The 15,340-nt window shown below is 63.7% G+C and carries 15 protein-coding genes; 1 reads left to right on the top strand and 14 read right to left on the bottom strand.

What is annotated here, in order from left to right:
- Nucleotides 1-262: 262 nt before the first annotated feature.
- The 13 genes from FVE66_RS09325 to FVE66_RS09265 form a co-directional block, all read right to left on the bottom strand.
- Nucleotides 263-985: an ABC transporter ATP-binding protein gene (locus tag FVE66_RS09325; RefSeq protein WP_151447098.1), complete on the bottom strand. Its 723-nt coding sequence runs from the start codon at nt 983-985 to the stop codon at nt 263-265.
- A gap of 25 nt (nt 986-1,010) precedes the next feature.
- Entirely contained in the window at nt 1,011-1,856 is an 846-nt protein-coding gene (locus FVE66_RS09320) for an ABC transporter ATP-binding protein (RefSeq protein ID WP_421829427.1), read from the bottom strand.
- Nucleotides 1,849-2,847, bottom strand: coding sequence for a branched-chain amino acid ABC transporter permease (locus tag FVE66_RS09315; RefSeq protein ID WP_151447097.1), 999 nt, complete (start codon nt 2,845-2,847; stop codon nt 1,849-1,851). The genes FVE66_RS09320 and FVE66_RS09315 overlap by 8 nt, the downstream gene beginning before the upstream one ends.
- 106 nt (nt 2,848-2,953) lie before the next feature.
- On the bottom strand, nt 2,954-3,817 hold the full coding sequence (locus FVE66_RS09310) for a branched-chain amino acid ABC transporter permease (RefSeq protein ID WP_151447096.1): 864 nt from the start codon (nt 3,815-3,817) through the stop codon (nt 2,954-2,956).
- Between the two features lie 150 nt (nt 3,818-3,967).
- Nucleotides 3,968-5,155 (bottom strand): ABC transporter substrate-binding protein, encoded by a 1,188-nt coding sequence (locus FVE66_RS09305; RefSeq protein WP_151447095.1) that lies wholly within the window; start codon nt 5,153-5,155, stop codon nt 3,968-3,970.
- A gap of 47 nt (nt 5,156-5,202) precedes the next feature.
- Nucleotides 5,203-6,804: a benzoate-CoA ligase family protein gene (locus tag FVE66_RS09300; RefSeq protein ID WP_161993233.1), complete on the bottom strand. Its 1,602-nt coding sequence runs from the start codon at nt 6,802-6,804 to the stop codon at nt 5,203-5,205.
- Nucleotides 6,805-6,842: 38 nt separating this feature from the next.
- Nucleotides 6,843-7,826, bottom strand: coding sequence for an alpha/beta fold hydrolase (locus FVE66_RS09295; RefSeq protein WP_151447093.1), 984 nt, complete (start codon nt 7,824-7,826; stop codon nt 6,843-6,845).
- Nucleotides 7,823-8,842, bottom strand: a complete 1,020-nt coding sequence (locus tag FVE66_RS09290) for a 2Fe-2S iron-sulfur cluster-binding protein (RefSeq protein ID WP_151447092.1) — start codon at nt 8,840-8,842, stop codon at nt 7,823-7,825. Before FVE66_RS09290 ends, FVE66_RS09295 begins: the two co-directional genes overlap by 4 nt.
- 56 nt (nt 8,843-8,898) lie before the next feature.
- Nucleotides 8,899-9,663, bottom strand: a complete 765-nt coding sequence (locus tag FVE66_RS09285) for a Phenylacetic acid catabolic protein (RefSeq protein WP_151447091.1) — start codon at nt 9,661-9,663, stop codon at nt 8,899-8,901.
- Nucleotides 9,664-9,727: 64 nt separating this feature from the next.
- Nucleotides 9,728-11,203, bottom strand: a complete 1,476-nt coding sequence (locus tag FVE66_RS09280; protein ID WP_151447090.1) for an aldehyde dehydrogenase family protein — start codon at nt 11,201-11,203, stop codon at nt 9,728-9,730.
- A gap of 29 nt (nt 11,204-11,232) precedes the next feature.
- A complete protein-coding gene (locus tag FVE66_RS09275) occupies nt 11,233-12,405 on the bottom strand; it encodes a thiolase family protein (protein WP_206668731.1) in 1,173 nt (390 codons plus the stop codon).
- The gene (locus FVE66_RS09270) at nt 12,402-12,791 is read right to left on the bottom strand and encodes a MaoC family dehydratase (protein WP_151447089.1); all 390 of its coding nucleotides are present in this window, start codon (nt 12,789-12,791) and stop codon (nt 12,402-12,404) included. The genes FVE66_RS09275 and FVE66_RS09270 overlap by 4 nt, the downstream gene beginning before the upstream one ends.
- Nucleotides 12,788-13,198, bottom strand: a complete 411-nt coding sequence (locus FVE66_RS09265) for an FAS1-like dehydratase domain-containing protein (protein WP_151447088.1) — start codon at nt 13,196-13,198, stop codon at nt 12,788-12,790. Before FVE66_RS09265 ends, FVE66_RS09270 begins: the two co-directional genes overlap by 4 nt.
- 335 nt (nt 13,199-13,533) lie before the next feature.
- On the opposite strand from FVE66_RS09265, the gene FVE66_RS09260 reads away from it, so the two are divergent.
- A complete protein-coding gene (locus FVE66_RS09260) occupies nt 13,534-14,229 on the top strand; it encodes a TetR/AcrR family transcriptional regulator (RefSeq protein WP_151447087.1) in 696 nt (231 codons plus the stop codon).
- Between the two features lie 371 nt (nt 14,230-14,600).
- On the opposite strand, the gene FVE66_RS09255 is transcribed toward FVE66_RS09260, so the two are convergent.
- Complete coding sequence (locus FVE66_RS09255; RefSeq protein ID WP_151447086.1) at nt 14,601-15,320, bottom strand: IclR family transcriptional regulator; 720 nt, start codon at nt 15,318-15,320, stop codon at nt 14,601-14,603.
- Nucleotides 15,321-15,340 lie beyond the last annotated feature (20 nt).

The raw sequence follows: 15,340 nt of genomic DNA, 5'->3' as shown, positions 1-15,340 counted from the left end.
TGTTCGACGCCGGCCGCTCTGTACCAACATGGCGGAGTGCGCCGTGTCGGGCGGCGGGAGTTGCTGGACCGGCTTGTGTGCCTGCCTTTTGTATAACCCGTCTGAAGCGCCGCATCTGCCTCGTCCAGCGCGAGCAAGGCGGCGGCTCAGTCCTGGCCTTGCTGGAACTGTCCATGCACGAGCTGCCCAATATCCGATTGGAACCAAAACGCCAGTCTGCTGGTGCTGCAATCGGAGTGTCGGCGGCAACAAATGTTCGCGCTCAAACCCCCAAATGCTGTGCCAGCAGCTCCGGCTTGTCCTCCAGCGCCTGGGAGGAGCCCGCGAATACCACCTCGCCCCTGACGAGGATGACATTGCGATCGGTGATCCGCGTCACCTGCTTCCAGTTCTTGTCGACGATGATGCTGCTGATGCCGGTCTCGCGGATCAGGCTGCAGATGCGCCAGATTTCACGCGCGATCAGCGGCGCCAGGCCCTCGGTCGCCTCGTCCAGGATCAGCACGTCCGGATTGGTCATCAGTGCGCGGCCGATTGTAAGCATCTGCTGCTCGCCGCCGGAGAGTTGCTGGCCGCCGTGCCGCAAGCGCTGCTTCAGGCGCGGGAAGGTCTCCATCACCCGCTCGTAGGTCCAGTCACGCTGGCCACGGGTGCCCGCGCGGGCCGACATCCTCAGGTTTTCGCTTACGCTCAGGTTGCCGAAAATACCCCGTCCTTCGGGCACGTAGGCCACGCCCAGCCGCGCAATTTCATAGGGAGACCGGCCCGTCATCGGGCGCTCCATCACGCGCACGGTTCCCGAGCGCGGCTTGACCAGTCCCATGATGCTCTTGAGCAGGGTGCTCTTGCCCATGCCGTTGCGCCCCATCAGCCCGATCGTCTCACCGCGGCGGACCGAGAAATCGACGCCACGCAGGATGTGGCTGGCGCCGTAGTAGGTGTTCAATCCGGTGACCGCAATCAATTCTTCGCCAGTGGTCTTCATTTCATGTCTCCTGCACTGCGCCAATTCAGTAGGCCTCGCCCAGGTAGGCCGCCTGCACCTCGGGGTTGGAGCGGATGTCCGCCGGCACGCCGCTGGCCAGCACCTGCCCGTCGACCAGCACGGTAAGGTGATCGGCCAGGGCGAATATCGCGTCGATGTCATGTTCCACCAGGAACATGGCGTGGCCTTTCTTCAGTTCCAGCAGCAGCTCCAGCATCCGCTCTGCCTCTGATGTGCCCATGCCGGCCAGCGGCTCGTCCAGCAACAGCACTTGCGGGCCGGTGGCCAGGGTCATGGCAATTTCCAGCTGGCGCTGTTCGCCGTGGCTGGCGGCGCCGGCAATCGAGTGACGCCGGTCTTTCAGGCCGGCCAGTTCGATTGCGCGGCCGGCGAGTTCGACCGCGGTCTTCGATTGCGCCGCCTTGCGAAACCAGTGCACGGGATTCCACGGCTGTTGCGGATCGCGGGACAGGGCCGCCAGCAGCACGTTGTCCCAGACCGTGAAGGGCAGGAAGATATTGGTCTTCTGGTAGCTGCGGCCCAGGCCGGCGTGGGAAATTTTTTCAGGCGCCCAGCCGGTGACATCCTGGCCGGCAAGGACCACACGGCCCGAGCTTGGTTGCAGGTCGCCGGACAGCAGGTTGGTCAGGGTCGACTTGCCGGCGCCATTGGGCCCGATGACCGCGTGTATGCGGTCGCGCCAAAGGTTGATTGATACATCGTTGACCGCCTTGAGTCCGCCGAACTGCCGGGTCAGGTTGCTGGCGCACAGCAGGACCGATTGTTCCGCCACGCGGGCCGGCGCCTGTTGCGCAAGCTGCGCTGGGGCGGGGTGCAGCAACTGGCCGATGGGCATCAATGCCTCATTCATCGCCGCTCTCCTTCTTGCGCATGAATCCCTCCATCAGGCCCAGCAGACCGCGCGGCGCAATCACCACGACGATCACAATGAAAATACCCATCCACAGTTGCCAGTGCTTGCCGGCGTCGAAACTGCCGATCTTGTCCAGGTCCTTGAACATGTGCAGCACATATTCAAACGAGAATGCACCGAGGATCGCGCCTGCGAAATTTCCCATGCCCCCGAGGATCACCATCATCAACGCGTGGGCGCTCATGTGGAAGCCCATCAGCTCCGGATTCACATAACCGGACAAGGCTCCCCACAGGTAGCCGGCAAGGCCGGCCAGCGCGCCGGCCAGCGTGAATGCGGTCAGCTTGTAGCCGAAGGTGGAAAAGCCCATCGAACGCATGCGATGCTCGTTCACGCGTATGCCGGCCAGCGCCCGGCCAAACGGACTGAACAGCAGGCGGCGCAACAGGAAGTAGGTCGCGGCCAGGCAGGCCAGCGTAAAGAAGTAGAAGACCTTCTTGTCTTCGAGGTCGAACAGGCCCGCCGCCGGCTTGAAGTTGATGTAGATGCCATCCGACCCGCCCAAGGGCTTGTTGTCAAAGAACAGGTAGAAGACCATCTGGGCGAAGGCCATCGTCACCATGATGAAATAGATACCGCGTGTGCGCACCACGAAAAATCCGATCACCAGCGCCGCCAGTGCCGAGCCCAGCATTGCCGCCGGCAGCGTCCACCACAGGCTGGCCGGCTCGCCCGGCGGCATCAGGAAGGCAAGCGCATAGCCTGCGATGCCGAAATACGCGGCATGGCCGAGCGACACCATGCCGGCCACGCCTTGCAGCAGGTCCAGGCTCATGGCAAGGATCGCCAGGATCATCATGCGCGTGACCACCTGCAGGTAGAAGTCGGCGCCCACAAAGGGGAAGACGGCCAGCAGCACGGCTGCCAACAACAGGGCGAATTGCAGGCCGCGGGGCAGGACCTCGAGATTGGCTTTGGATGAACTCATGCGTTGACTTTTCGGTTGGGGTGAGTGGCCGTAGTGGTGTGGTTTCGGGTGTTGTTTAGGGTTTGTTCCGGGTTTGTTCCGGATTTCGCTGGCGGCCGGGCCGCCATCAGTGCTTGAACAGGCCTTCCGGCTTCCACAGCAGCACCGCCGCCATCAGCATGTAGATCAGCATGCCCGCCATGGAGGGCAGCAGCACTTTCCCGAAGGTGTCGACCAGTCCCACCAGCATGGCCGCGATCAGCGCGCCGCGCACCGAGCCGATCCCGCCGATGACCACCACCACGAAGCACATGATCAGCACATGCGAGCCCATGTTCGGGAACACGCTGGAAACTGGTGCGGCGATCATGCCAGCCACGGTGGCCAGCCCGATGCCAAGGGCAAAGACGGTCATGTGGATCAGCTTGATGTTGACGCCGAGCGATTCGGTCATGTCGCTGTTGAACGCGCCGGCCCGGATCTTCATGCCCAGCCGGGTTTTCGAGATCAGCAGGTAGAGGCCGATCGCCATCGCGATGCAAACGCCGGAAATGAATAGCCTGTACACCGGGTAGCTGAGAGTCTCGGTCAGGGCAATGGATGCGCCCAGCGCCTCCGGAATGGCCACGCCATGCACGTTGTCGCCCCAGAGGATCGAGCGCATTTCCTCGAAAATGTAGATCAGGCCGAAGGTCAGCAGAACCTGGTCGAGATGGTCGCGCTGATAGAAGTGGCGGAACAGCAGCCGCTCCAGCAGCAGCCCGAACACGATCGAAAGGCCGACACCGGCGAGGATGGCCACGGCGAAGTTGCCGAACAGGCCCGACAATGACCAGGCCAGGTAGGCGCCCAGCATGTAGAAGCTGCCATGGGCGAGGTTGACCACCCCCATGATGCCGAAGATCAGCGTCAGGCCGGCGGCCAGCATGAACAGCAGCAGGCCGTATTGCACACCGTTGAGAAGCTGGATCAGGAAGTTGGCAATATCCATCGAACAGGGCTCAGGATTGGACGCACAAGTGCCGCACGGCGGCGGCACTTGCGCGAAGGAATGGTTGCAGGGCTGGCCCGTCCGCCGGACCCGCACCAGCCCACGATGCGGGTCCGGTGCGGCCACGTGCTGGCAAGGGGCCAGGCGTCGTCACGCGATCCGGCATCCGTTGCCCGGGTCGGCCAGCGCTTTCGCCGCCACGCCGAGCACCTTGTTTTCCTTGTTCTCCACGACCCGCAGGTACATGTCTTGCACAGGATTGTGCGACTTGCTCATGCGCCACTTGCCGCGCGGGCTGTCGATGACTGCTGTTTCCATCGCCTGGTACAGCGCCTTTTTCGCCGACAGGTCGCCCTTGACCGCGTTGGCGCCATGCGCCAGCAGCAGGCCGGTGTCGTAGCCCTGTACCGCGTAGACATCCGGCTGCACCTTGAATGCCTTGGCGTATTCGAGACGGAATTTCTTGTTGCGCGGGGTGTCGAGCGCATCGCTGTAGTGCATCGTGGTGACGATGCCTTCGGCTGCCGCCCCGGTAGCCTCAAGGACGCCCTCGGTCAGGAAGCCGGCGCCGTACAAGGGGATCTTGCCCTTCAGGCCCGCAGTCGCATAGTCGCGGATGAATTTGGCGGCGCCGCCGCCGGCGAAGAAGCAGGCGACCGCGTCCGGCTTGATCGACGCGATTTCGGTCAGCATCGCCTGGAACTCGACACTAGGGAAGGGCAGGCCCAATACCTTGACGATGGTGCCGCCGGCCTTGGTGTATCCCTCCTTGAAGCCTTCGAAGATCTCGTCGCCGCCTGCGTACTTCCAGGTGATCCAGACCGCCTTCTTGTGCCCACGCTGGATCATCGCCGGCGCCAACGAATAGCCGGCCTGCCAGTTGCTGAAGGAAGAGCGGAACACGTTCGGCGCGCACAGCGAGCCGGTCGCGGCCTGCACGCCAGCGTTGGGGATCAGGTTCAGCACGCGCGCTTCGCGAGCGACCTTCTGGATGCCCATCTGTACGCCCGAGTGCACGGTGCCGATCAGCACGTCGACTTTGTCGCGTTGCACCAGCCGGGAGGCGTTTTCAACGCTCTTCGACGGGTCCGATTCGTCATCGACCTTGAACCATTCGATTTCCCGTCCGCCAAGCTTTCCACCCTGTTCATTGATGGCCATGCGCACGCCATTCTCGATCGCGACGCCCAACTGCGCGAAGGTTCCGGTGTAAGGCAGCATCAGGCCGATCTTGAGTTTCGATCCCTGGGCGCGGGCGAGATGCGGCAGCATCAGTCCGGTGGAAGCTGCGCCCAGTATGGCGGCGCCGCGGGTCAGTACTTGTCGACGTGTAGTCATGCAGGTCTCCGTATTTTTAATGTTCATCAGGGGGGGGGAGGGGGTGTTCAGGCCGGCTGGCCCGCGGTGTCGCCACTACGCAAGCGGAAACGCTGGATTTTTCCGGTGGCGGTCTTGGGCAGGTCGGGCACGAACTCGATCCAGCGCGGACACTTGATGTGGGCCAGCTTTGAGCGCAGCAGTTCACGGATCGAATCTCGTAATGGCTCGTCGGCTTGCACGCCAGGGCGCAGCACGACGAAGGCTTTCGGTTTGATCATGTCATGCTCGTCCGCCGCGCCGATGACCGCGCACTCGAGGATGGCCGCATGTTCTGCCAGCACCGACTCGATCTCGCCCGGCGAGACCCAGATGCCACCCACGCGCAGCATGTCATCCATCCGGCCCACATAGAAGAAATTGCCTTCCGCGTCCTGGTAGCACTTGTCACCCGTGAGCACGCCGCCGTCCCACATCGTGGCTGCGGTTTTCTCCGGCTTGTTCCAGTAGATCTGCGCCGCAGTCGGTCCCTTGACGAACAGGTTGCCGATCTCCCCGAGCGGCAGCCGCTTGCCTTCCTCGTCGAGGCAGTACGCTTCGTAACCCTTGACCAGCTTGCCGCAGCTGCCCGGGACGATCTGGCCCGGCAGATTGATCATGAACATGTGGGTCAGTTCTGTCGTCCCCACGCCGTCCATGATTTCCTTGCCGGTCATCGCCAGCCACTGGCGATTCAGCGCCGGCGGCAGCAGCTCGCCGCCGCTGATGCAGCAGCGCAGGCGGCTGCAGGCCTGGCGTACCGCGTCGGGGTCCATGCCCCGCATCAGGTCCAGCACGCCGGCGTACAGGGTTGGCACCGACATCATCAGGGTCGGCCTGTGGGCGATCAGCTTGTCGAGTACTGCTTGCGGCTTGATGGGGCCTGATTCGACCACGATGGCGGCGCCAGTGCGCAGGGGGAAGTACACCTGGTTGCCCAGGCCGTAGGCGAAAAACATCTTTGGCGGACACTGGATCACATCCGAAGCGTCCATGCCGACCGTCCCCAGGCCGAACAATTCAGTCGCCCAGTAGATGTGGTCGTGGGTGTGGACCACGCCTTTGGGCGCACCGGTACTGCCCGAGCTGTACAGCCAGAATGCGGCCTCGTCCGGGCGGCGGGGGAATGTGTCGAGCGCCTGCGGCATCCGGTCCACTTCCGGTTCGAATGCGCGGTATCCCTCCGCTGCGCCATTGGCGACAAACAGCAGCTTGGGGAAATCCCCGGCATGCCGTATCTCGTCGATGCGCCCGACCAGGGAATGGTCGACGATCACGGCGCGCACGCCGCTGTCGCGGATGTAGTACGCATAATCGGCGGCCTTGAGGAAGGTGTTGAGCGGCAGGCTGATTGCGCCGATCTTCATCGCGCCAAGGAATGTGGCGACGAAATCGAGGCCGTCGAGCAGGCTGAACATCACCCGGTCGCCGGGCTGTACGCCTTGCGCCTTCAGCATCTGCCCGACCTGGCAGGTCCGCCGATAGAGGTCGCCGAAGGAAAAATTGCCGGAAGGCGTGATCAGGTAGGGCCGCTGCGCTTCTGCCGGCGCCATGCGGTGCTCGAACAGGTAGTCAACGACATTGCCTTCCAGCCCCGGTGCGGGCCTTTTCTCTTGCATGACTGCATTCACGCTTGTCTCCTTGAATTGCTGAGTGCTTCTATTGGTTATTATGTTGTCTGGACTGGATTCATCATCGCCGCCTGCCCGCAACTTGCAATGAACCTGCGCAGCGCGGCGCGGCATTGTCCGGGTTGTTCCAGTTGCAGGAAGTGACCGGTACCGGCGATGGCGTCATAACTTACGCCCGCTTCCTGATGCGCGGCCAGCGAGGTCAAGGCCGGCGCGCCCGGCTGGGGCGCATGCGGATCCGAAGCGATAATGTGGATCGGGCACGGCGGGGCAAGCATGGCTTCCCATGCGCGCTCGTCCATGTTGGTCCGGAAGACGAAGGCTTCGCGATCCGGCGCGCAGGCCAGCACCCATTCCTGGCTGTCGCTGTCCGGGCGCAGGGTGGCGCAGGCCATGTCCATCGGGGCCGGGTCCTCCCAAGCGCCGAATATCTCCGGGCGGGCGAATCGTCCCGCCAGCTCCGCGGGGTGCGCGAACGAGGGCCGCCGGCGCAACGCGCCCTCGACCAGCATTTCGACGTCACGCTCATGCGCGCGCCTGAGCGGATGCCCCGCAGGGGGCGCCAGCGGCGGGTCGAACAGCACCAGCCCGTCCCAGCGCCGGCCATGGTGATGGGACTGCAGCAGGCTGGCCACCGCGCTCAGCGAGTGGAAAGCGCCAAAGGTGGGGCGCGGGTCGAGCTGCTGCGCCAGGGTGTCGCGCAAGGTCTCGAGGTCGGCAACGAATTGCGGCCAGTGATGATGTCCTGCCGCACCCGGTTCGCTCATCCCGTGGCCGCGTACGTCGACTACCACCAGTTCGAAATCTTTCCGCAAGTTTTCCCAGAAGACGCGGTAGCCGAAGGAGGCCAGGCCGTTGCCGTGGCTGACCACCAGGCGCGCCTTTGCAGCGGGATTGGCGAACAGCCGTGCCCCCAGCAATATGCCATCGCTGGCCCGGACCGGCAGCGGCGCGCCGGGATCCCGGCCCTGTGCCGCCTGGTCGTTTGCTGCATCGGCGATTGCGCGCACCTGCATCTTCATGCTCCCTCGCGCGACATCGCCGGGACGAACTTGTCGCAATAAATATCGGCGCGGAATACGCCCTGGCGTTCCAGCAGGGCCGTGGCCAATTCAATCACCACCGGCGGACCGCACAGGTAGGCCTGGGCTCCGAATGACTCGCCGAGCTCTTCCTTCATTGCGTCGATCACGGTGCCGCGCCGCCCGGTCCACGCCGAATCGGCCGGTTCCTCGGACAGTACCGGAACGAAGCGCAGCTGGCGATGTTCCGCGGCCCACTGCGAGAGTGCCTGCGCGCACTGCAGTTCAGACCTGTTGCGGGCGCCGTAGAACACGACCATCGGGCGCGTGCTGCGGGCCTGCAGCGCCGCCTCGACAATTGATTTGACCGGCGCCAGCCCGGTGCCGCCGGCCACGAACAGGGCGTTGCCGTCGTCGCGCGGGTTGAATGCATAGGCACCGTAGGGCCCGCGCAGGCTGACCACATCGCCGCTTGCCAGTTCATGGCGCTTGAGGCGCGAGCTGATTTCGCCGCCGGGGTGGACGCGCACCAGGAACTCGAGGTGCGAGCTGCCGCAGGCGTTGGCCGCGGAATAGGCGCGCGGACCCGAGGTGCCAGGCACGAGCCACTCGAAGTACTGGCCGCTGCGGAACTCGACCGGCGCCGGGCAGCGCATCAGGACTTTCGCGGTACGCTCGTCAAACCAGGTGACGTTCTCGATCACCGCGTCGAACTCGGTGATCCTCGGATCGCCACCGTCGCGCAAGGGGACGCTGATCACCACGTCGGAGCGCGCAAAACACATGCAGGTCAGGATCATCCCCTCGCTGCGCATTGCGTCGCTGTAGACCGCCGGATCCGCGCCCGGCAATTCATGCACTTCGCCACTCACCAGCCGGGCGAGGCATTCGCCGCACTCGCCCGAGCGGCAGTTGTAGGGAAGGGGCACCGAGCGCGACAGGCAGGCGTCGAGCAGAGACTCGTCTGCCCCCGCCTGTACTGCCTTGTCCGTTCCTTCGACCACCAGTGAAAACATTTCAATACTCCGTTACCGGCCGCTATGGCCGGCTCAATCGGGCTGACCGCAATGGGTCAGTACGCGCGTTCCGTGTCGTCGGTTGCCGAGGGTGACCAGATCTCGCGGAAATCTTCCGGTAAGGCGATGCCCCAGTCTTCGGTAATGAAGGCACGGACCTGCTGCCAGTACGCGGCACGCATGTTCTCGTTGGTGTCCTGCTTGATGCCGAAATGGCGATAACGCTCGTTCTTGCGCGAATTGTCCGAACCGAAGGACTGCAGGCCGACCTGCAGCCATTTGGTGGTGGCTTTCTCGACCTCGGCGCGGCCCTCCGGCGTTTCCAGCAGTTGCTTGACCGCGTCCATGCCCAGCCCGACGTGGCCATATTCTTCCTTCAGCGTGTCCTGCGCCGCCTGGCGGAAGGGCTCGTAGCCGGATTGGACGAAATGCCGGAACTGGTGCGCGGCGGCACGGTCGACCAGGGCCAGGAAAACAGCCTGGTCAGCCCAGGATTCCATCGGCGTGTCGAAGGTGCTCAGGTGGCCTTTGCTGCGGGCGTACTCTTCCCAGTCCAGGCCGAGCTCGTCCATCAGCTTGCGATAGCGAACGTGGTGTCCGTATTCTTCCATTACGGTTTTCGCCATGCGCATCTTCAGTTCCGGGGTGGGCGCGCGCAGGATGCTGCGCTCGAAGCAGTCGCCGCCGTACAGTTCGCTGACCACGTGGATGTTGATCAGGTTCAGCAGCAAGTCGCGGTATTCGGGATCGAGGTTCCAGAAATCTGCTGCGGTGGCAGGGCCTTGGGCGTGGGCCGAAGGGGAGAGCGTTGCGGTAGTCATTGAAAATGCTCCTTGGATGTGGGCTTGGACGATGGACGTCAAATAAAATCGGGCTGCGTGCCCGTCATTCGTAGAAACTGCGATAGTCGGGGGCCGCGTCGACGATCACGTTCTTGACCTCGGTGAAGTCAAGCAGTGTTTCGAAGGCGTCTTCACGGCCGAAGCCGCTGGCCTTGCTGCCGCCGAAGGCAGCGCCTGAGGGGAACAGGTTGTAGCAGTTGACCCAGACCCGGCCGGTCTGCACCGCTTCCGCCGCCGCATGGGCGCGGGACAGGCTGGATGTCCAGACGCCGGCTGCGAGACCCTGTTCGACGCCGTTCACCTCGTCCAGCATGGCTGCTTCGTCATCCCATTCCGAAAAGGTCGCGACCGGGCCGAAGATTTCTTCCTGTGCCACGCGCGCGCTGGCGGCCAGCCCCTCGAACAGGGTCGGCGCCATGAACAGGCCGCGCGGCCAGGCGTCAACCCGAACTGGCTCGCCGCCGCACAGCAGGCGGCCGCCCTCGCGCTTGCCAAGTTCGATGTAACTGGCCACGCGGTCGAAATGGGTACGGGTAGACACCGTGCCCATCCGGGTCGCCGGATCGAACGGATCGCCAACGCGCAAGCGCGGCACCAGCGACAGGATGCGCTCCTTCAGTCCCGCGGCGATGTCGCGGTGGGCGAGGATGCGGCTACCGGCGGTGCAGACCTGGCCCTGGTTCATGAAGGCGCCGAGCAGGATGCCTTGCGCCGCCCGGTCGAGGTCGGCATCGGGGTAGACGATCTGCGCGTTCTTGCCGCCGAGTTCAAGCGTCAGGCGCTTGATGGTGCTGCTGGCGCCGGCCATCACCCGCCGTCCGGTCTCGCTCGATCCGGTCACCGATATCTTGCGCACCCCCGGATGCGCCACCAATCCGGCACCGGCGGTATCGCCGCGGCCGGTGATGACATTGACCACGCCCGGCGGCAGGCATTCGGCCAGCAGAGCGGCGATTTCAAGTGTAGTCACCGGCGTTGCGTCCGCAGGTTTGTAGACCACGCAGTTGCCTGCTGCAATGGCCGGCGCGATCTTGCCGACGAACATGTTGAGCGGGAAATTCCAGGCGCCGATGATGCCGATCACGCCCAGCGGCTTGCGCAGGCCATAGCTGGTGATGTCACGCGTTACCGGCACCACCACGCCTTCGAATACCCGGCAGGCGCCGGCGTAGTAGCGCAGGCGGTCTGCCGCGGTCATCACGTTGGCGCGGCTTTCCCTGATTGGCTTGCCGGTGTTGGCGGTTTCCAGCCAGGCCAGCCGCTCCACCTCGGCGACCAGGCGGTCGGCCGCCGCTTCCAGCAAGGCCTGGCGTTTGCGCGCCGGCACATCGGCCCAGCCCGGCTGGGCAGCGGCCGCGGCGGCAACCGCCGCATCGAGGTCGGCCGCGGTCGCATCGGGCACGGTGGTCAGGATCTCCTGCGTCAGCGGACTTGCGCACTCGAGCCGTGCCGTGCCGCTGGAGGGCATCCACTGGCCGTTGACGAAATGATCGTAGGAGGAGGGTATTGTGTAGCTCATTAACAGTCCTTGAAATTGGCCGACGCGTGTCAGCACTTGAGGAGATGAACGCAGGCGATGGCCGAATCCTTGCCGACCAGTCCGCCTGCCATTTGCGCCAGGCCGACCCGTGCGCCCATTACCTGGGATTTGCCCGCGCGTCCGGTCAGCTGTCGGCTGATCTCTACGACCTGCGCCACGCCGGTCGCGCCGACCGGATGGCCGCGATGCGCCAATCCGCCGGAAACATTCACCGGCAAGGAACCGCCCAGCGCGGTTGCGCCACGCGCGGTAATCGCAGCCGCTTCGCCGCGGTCGCATAGACCGAGGTCTTCGATATCCAGCAATTCCTGTGGTGCGCTTGGATCGTGCACTTCCGCCAGCGAAACCTCGCGCGGGCTGATGCCGGCGGACTCGAAAGCCAGCAAGCCTGCGCGCGCCGTCGCGCTTCCCCCGCTGCCGCCCTTGGGCTTGCCGGAGACCACGGCAGAGGCGGCAATGGTCGGTCCGGTGAGCCCGTGCCGCCTCGCGTAGTTGGCGCTGACCAGCACCAGGGCTGCCGCGCCGTCGCAAATGCCGCCGCACATGGAGCGGGTCAGTGGATCGATCACAATGCGGTCATTGAGCACTTGCTCCAGCGTCAGCGGCTCGCGCTCGGCGGCCTTTTCATTCAGCACGGCGTGGGCGCGGTTCTTTACCGCCACCATGGCAAAGTCGCGCTGCGTGGCGCCGTATTCCTGCATGTAGGCTTTGGCCCGCGCCGCATTCAGGTCCATGAATACCGAGCGGCCCGGCTCGGTCGGCGCCAGGTCGGATGCCGACGCCAGTGCAAGCATGGGCCGCGCGCGGTCGGCATGGGTCATCTTTTCCACGCCGAGCACCAGCACGCATTCGTATTGGCCCCACGCGATTGCGCTCCACGCCATGGCCAGCGCGTCGGCGCCGCTGGAGCACGCGTTCTTCAGGTTATGGATGGGAATGGTGTCGATGCCTGAATCGGCCAGCAGGATCTGCCCCAGTATGGTTTCCTGCCCCTGGATCAGGCCGCCGAAGCCGTTGCCGACATAGGCCGCCTGCAGCTGGGAAGCCGCCACGCCAGCGTCGCGCAGCGCGGCATCGACTACCGGGCGCGACAGCGCGCTCATTGAAATGTCGACAAAGCGTCCGAAGGGGCCGACTTCGCCGCCGGCGACCATGACCGTGCAGGGAGGCGCTGTGCTCATGCGGCCTCCGCGACGACTTCGGCGGTGCCTTTGGCGGTCACCACGCCGTCCGCCTTCTGCGCTTGCAGCACCACTTGCGCCCGGCCGTCGCGCACTTCGCCGACGACTGCATTCAGGCGCAATGCCTCAAGCGGGAAAACCGGGGCGCTGAAGGACACGTCGAGCATCTTCACCTGGCCGGCGCCGACTGCTTCAGCCAGCAGGCGCCCGAAGTGGGCAGTCGTCATCGGACCCTGCTGGATCACTTGCGGGAACCCGCAGTCATGGGCGAAATCGTCATCGACGTGGATCGGATTGGGGTCTTCGGTCGCCTCTGAGAACAGCGCGATAAGCTCGCGGCTGGAGCCGGGGATCTCTACGTCAAACAGCACTTGTCCGGTCTTCATTGCAGGCCTCGCTTGATCAGTCGCGTCACTTCTTTCAGTACCAGCGCGCCGCTGCCGGCATTGCGGTATTCGTAGGTCGCATCGACGAACCACAGTGGGCCACTCTTGCTGGCTTTCTCCAGTACCCGGTCGATACGCACGACGACATCGAGTTCGTCGTCCGGCCCGACCGGCGCGAACCACTCGTATCGCTGGCCACCATGCAGGGCCTGCCGGCGCGGAATGTCGAGGTCGCGGAACAGGTCCACACCCTGCGATTCGCCGCGCAGGAAAATAAGGTAGGTGAGCGGGACTTCGCGCCGCTCCGGATCAACCCCCATCGAAGTCCAGTACTTGCGTACCAGCTCCCGGTCAGGGCGGATGCGAAAGGGGGGGTACTCCCTGCCTTCATGTACTTTCGAAACCATATGTCTTCCTTGCTCCTTGTTTTTACAGAAGCGTAAAAGAAAAATATTGGATGCGCAAGAATTTTCTACTCTAACGTAAATAAAAATTCGATCCGGCTTTGGGTTTCCGTGTGGTGGAAATCACTTTCCCTTAGGGGAAGTACAGCGCGGGTATAGTGTAGACTTCGATCTGGAATTTACGCTGCGTAGATTTGCGGCCAAAAAATGGCTGTGAAATTTACGCAATCATAAAATTTTTGGTGCGGGGTGAGAGCGGAAACAGACAGGCGAGGCACACGCCTGCAGCAGTGATCCGCCCACCCCGTCACCCGCTCAGAGGACCAAGGACGCATCCCATGGAAAGTTCGCGAACCGCCGCTACGCGGCCAGACACCGAGACCACGCAGACGGGCAAACCCCGCAAGTCCGCCTTGCGCCGCGAGGCCATCCTGCACAGCGCCACCGAGTTGTTCGATCGCAAGGGTTACGCCCACACTTCGCTGGACGATGTGGCCCAGGCCGTCGGTATCAAGCGTGAGGCGCTGTACTACTATTTCCGTAGCCGGACCGAGATCCTGATTGCCATCGTTGAACCACAGACGGTGGGCCTGATCGACGGCATGAAGGAAGTCATTGCCAGCGATTTGCCGGCGGTGGACAAGCTGCGCATGGCCATCCGCAACCACCTGAAGCGCTTTGACCGTCATTGCCTGGAGATGACGATCTTCCTGCGCGACGGCGTCATGGGTGGCAACGAGGAGCTGCATGCAATGATGCTGCGCGTCTGGAAAGACTACGAAACAATGTGGACGTCGCTGATCGCCGCGGGCCAGCAGAGCGGTCAGTTTGCCCGCGGCAGCGATCCCAAGATGATTGCGTTCGGCATACTCGGCATGTGCAACTGGCTGGCACGCTGGTACAGCCCGCGCAAGTCGGTGTCGATCGACGAGATCATCGATACCTATTTCACGATGGTCAGCGAGGGACTGTTGCCGCGAACCGAACCGGCCAAGCCGGCTCGGACGCGCAAGAAGGCGCCTCCCGCGGAATAAGGCGACTCGCATACCTGCTGGAAGCGGCGGCGCTCGACATGGGAAAGTTGCCCCACCGGTCGACTGGTAGCTGCAGGCGTTTTGAGAAATCTGAAGTTTTCTCGGTGGCGTCAGTTTGAGCTTGTGGTCAAGCTGCCCAATGCGATCGGGCTTGGCCGAGCATCGGTATGCGCGGTGACCTGTCCGGACACTGTGGATGATGCGTTGCATCACTTGCGAATTGAGGACGGGAGTTGAACGGCCGGCTCGTATATAAAAAATCTTGGCCCGGTATATAAAAACTGAGCTTGCCGTGATCGGATGCGAATTTCATCTCTGCAGGATCGGCACGCCCATCATGCCCATAATGCCGCTATAGCGGCCCGCCCGCATCAAGCCTGTGACTTGGGGTGCAGTCCATCCCTGAGCCATTGCGCATCGCCGCCCAGCCGTTGCGTAAGATGGATCGCTGCCTTGAGCACAGCGCTGGAGTAGTCCGGTAACACCTCGTCCGTGAAGCGGATCGACGGCCCGGAAATTGCGACCGCACCGATCACCCGCTGATCGGTGCCGAATACCGGCGCCGCAATCGCTGCGATGTCCGGCTCGCGCTCGCCGATGGTCACGATCACGCGCGAGTCCGGCCAGCCTGAGCGTTCACCTTCGTAATCCACCAGCACCCGACCGGCCGCGCCTTGCTGCAAGGGCAGCACCTGGCCGGCGTAAATATGGTCCCTGACTGACCTGCGCGGGTCGACCCGGAACAGGCACAGCCGCACGTCCCCCTCGCGGCGGAAATACGATGCCCCCTCGCCGGTAGCGTCGACCAGCTCGTTCAGGACCGGCATGACAAGGTCCTCCAGCCGCAGCGAGTTGCGATAGATGCTGCCCCAGGTCATTACGGCATGGCCGAGGCGGTAGCTGGCGTCCGGAAGTTGTTCGATGCAGCCGAAGCGGATCAACGACGCCATCAGCCTGAGGATCGTGCTCTTGTAGAAACCTGTTCGCTGGGCGATCTCGTGCAGGCTCAGGGTCTGATCCTGCATCCTGAACGCGTTCATGATGGTCAGTGCGCGCTCGACTGCGGCCACGCCATCGATTTTTTCGGTCATTTTTTTAGCGCTTCGCTTGC

Origin of the sequence: Lacisediminimonas profundi (assembly GCF_008831265.1) — a bacterium.
Taxonomy (GTDB): Bacteria; Pseudomonadota; Gammaproteobacteria; order Burkholderiales; family Burkholderiaceae_D; genus Lacisediminimonas; species Lacisediminimonas profundi.
The sequence above is the reverse complement of the archived record's forward strand: the minus strand, read 5'-3'. Positions and strand labels throughout refer to the sequence as shown.

Bases quoted from the DNA above. Each gene is read 5' to 3' on its own strand.
- FVE66_RS09325 (WP_151447098.1), bottom strand. From the start codon at position 985: ATGAAGACCACTGGCGAAGAATTGATTGCGGTCACCGGATTGAACACC.
- FVE66_RS09320 (WP_421829427.1), bottom strand. From the start codon at position 1,856: ATGAATGAGGCATTGATGCCCATCGGCCAGTTGCTGCACCCCGCCCCA.
- FVE66_RS09315 (WP_151447097.1), bottom strand. From the start codon at position 2,847: ATGAGTTCATCCAAAGCCAATCTCGAGGTCCTGCCCCGCGGCCTGCAA.
- FVE66_RS09310 (WP_151447096.1), bottom strand. From the start codon at position 3,817: ATGGATATTGCCAACTTCCTGATCCAGCTTCTCAACGGTGTGCAATAC.
- FVE66_RS09305 (WP_151447095.1), bottom strand. From the start codon at position 5,155: ATGACTACACGTCGACAAGTACTGACCCGCGGCGCCGCCATACTGGGC.
- FVE66_RS09295 (WP_151447093.1), bottom strand. From the start codon at position 7,826: ATGAAGATGCAGGTGCGCGCAATCGCCGATGCAGCAAACGACCAGGCG.
- FVE66_RS09290 (WP_151447092.1), bottom strand. From the start codon at position 8,842: ATGTTTTCACTGGTGGTCGAAGGAACGGACAAGGCAGTACAGGCGGGG.
- FVE66_RS09285 (WP_151447091.1), bottom strand. From the start codon at position 9,663: ATGACTACCGCAACGCTCTCCCCTTCGGCCCACGCCCAAGGCCCTGCC.
- FVE66_RS09280 (WP_151447090.1), bottom strand. From the start codon at position 11,203: ATGAGCTACACAATACCCTCCTCCTACGATCATTTCGTCAACGGCCAG.
- FVE66_RS09275 (WP_206668731.1), bottom strand. From the start codon at position 12,405: ATGAGCACAGCGCCTCCCTGCACGGTCATGGTCGCCGGCGGCGAAGTC.
- FVE66_RS09270 (WP_151447089.1), bottom strand. From the start codon at position 12,791: ATGAAGACCGGACAAGTGCTGTTTGACGTAGAGATCCCCGGCTCCAGC.
- FVE66_RS09265 (WP_151447088.1), bottom strand. From the start codon at position 13,198: ATGGTTTCGAAAGTACATGAAGGCAGGGAGTACCCCCCCTTTCGCATC.
- FVE66_RS09260 (WP_151447087.1), top strand. From the start codon at position 13,534: ATGGAAAGTTCGCGAACCGCCGCTACGCGGCCAGACACCGAGACCACG.
- FVE66_RS09255 (WP_151447086.1), bottom strand. From the start codon at position 15,320: ATGACCGAAAAAATCGATGGCGTGGCCGCAGTCGAGCGCGCACTGACC.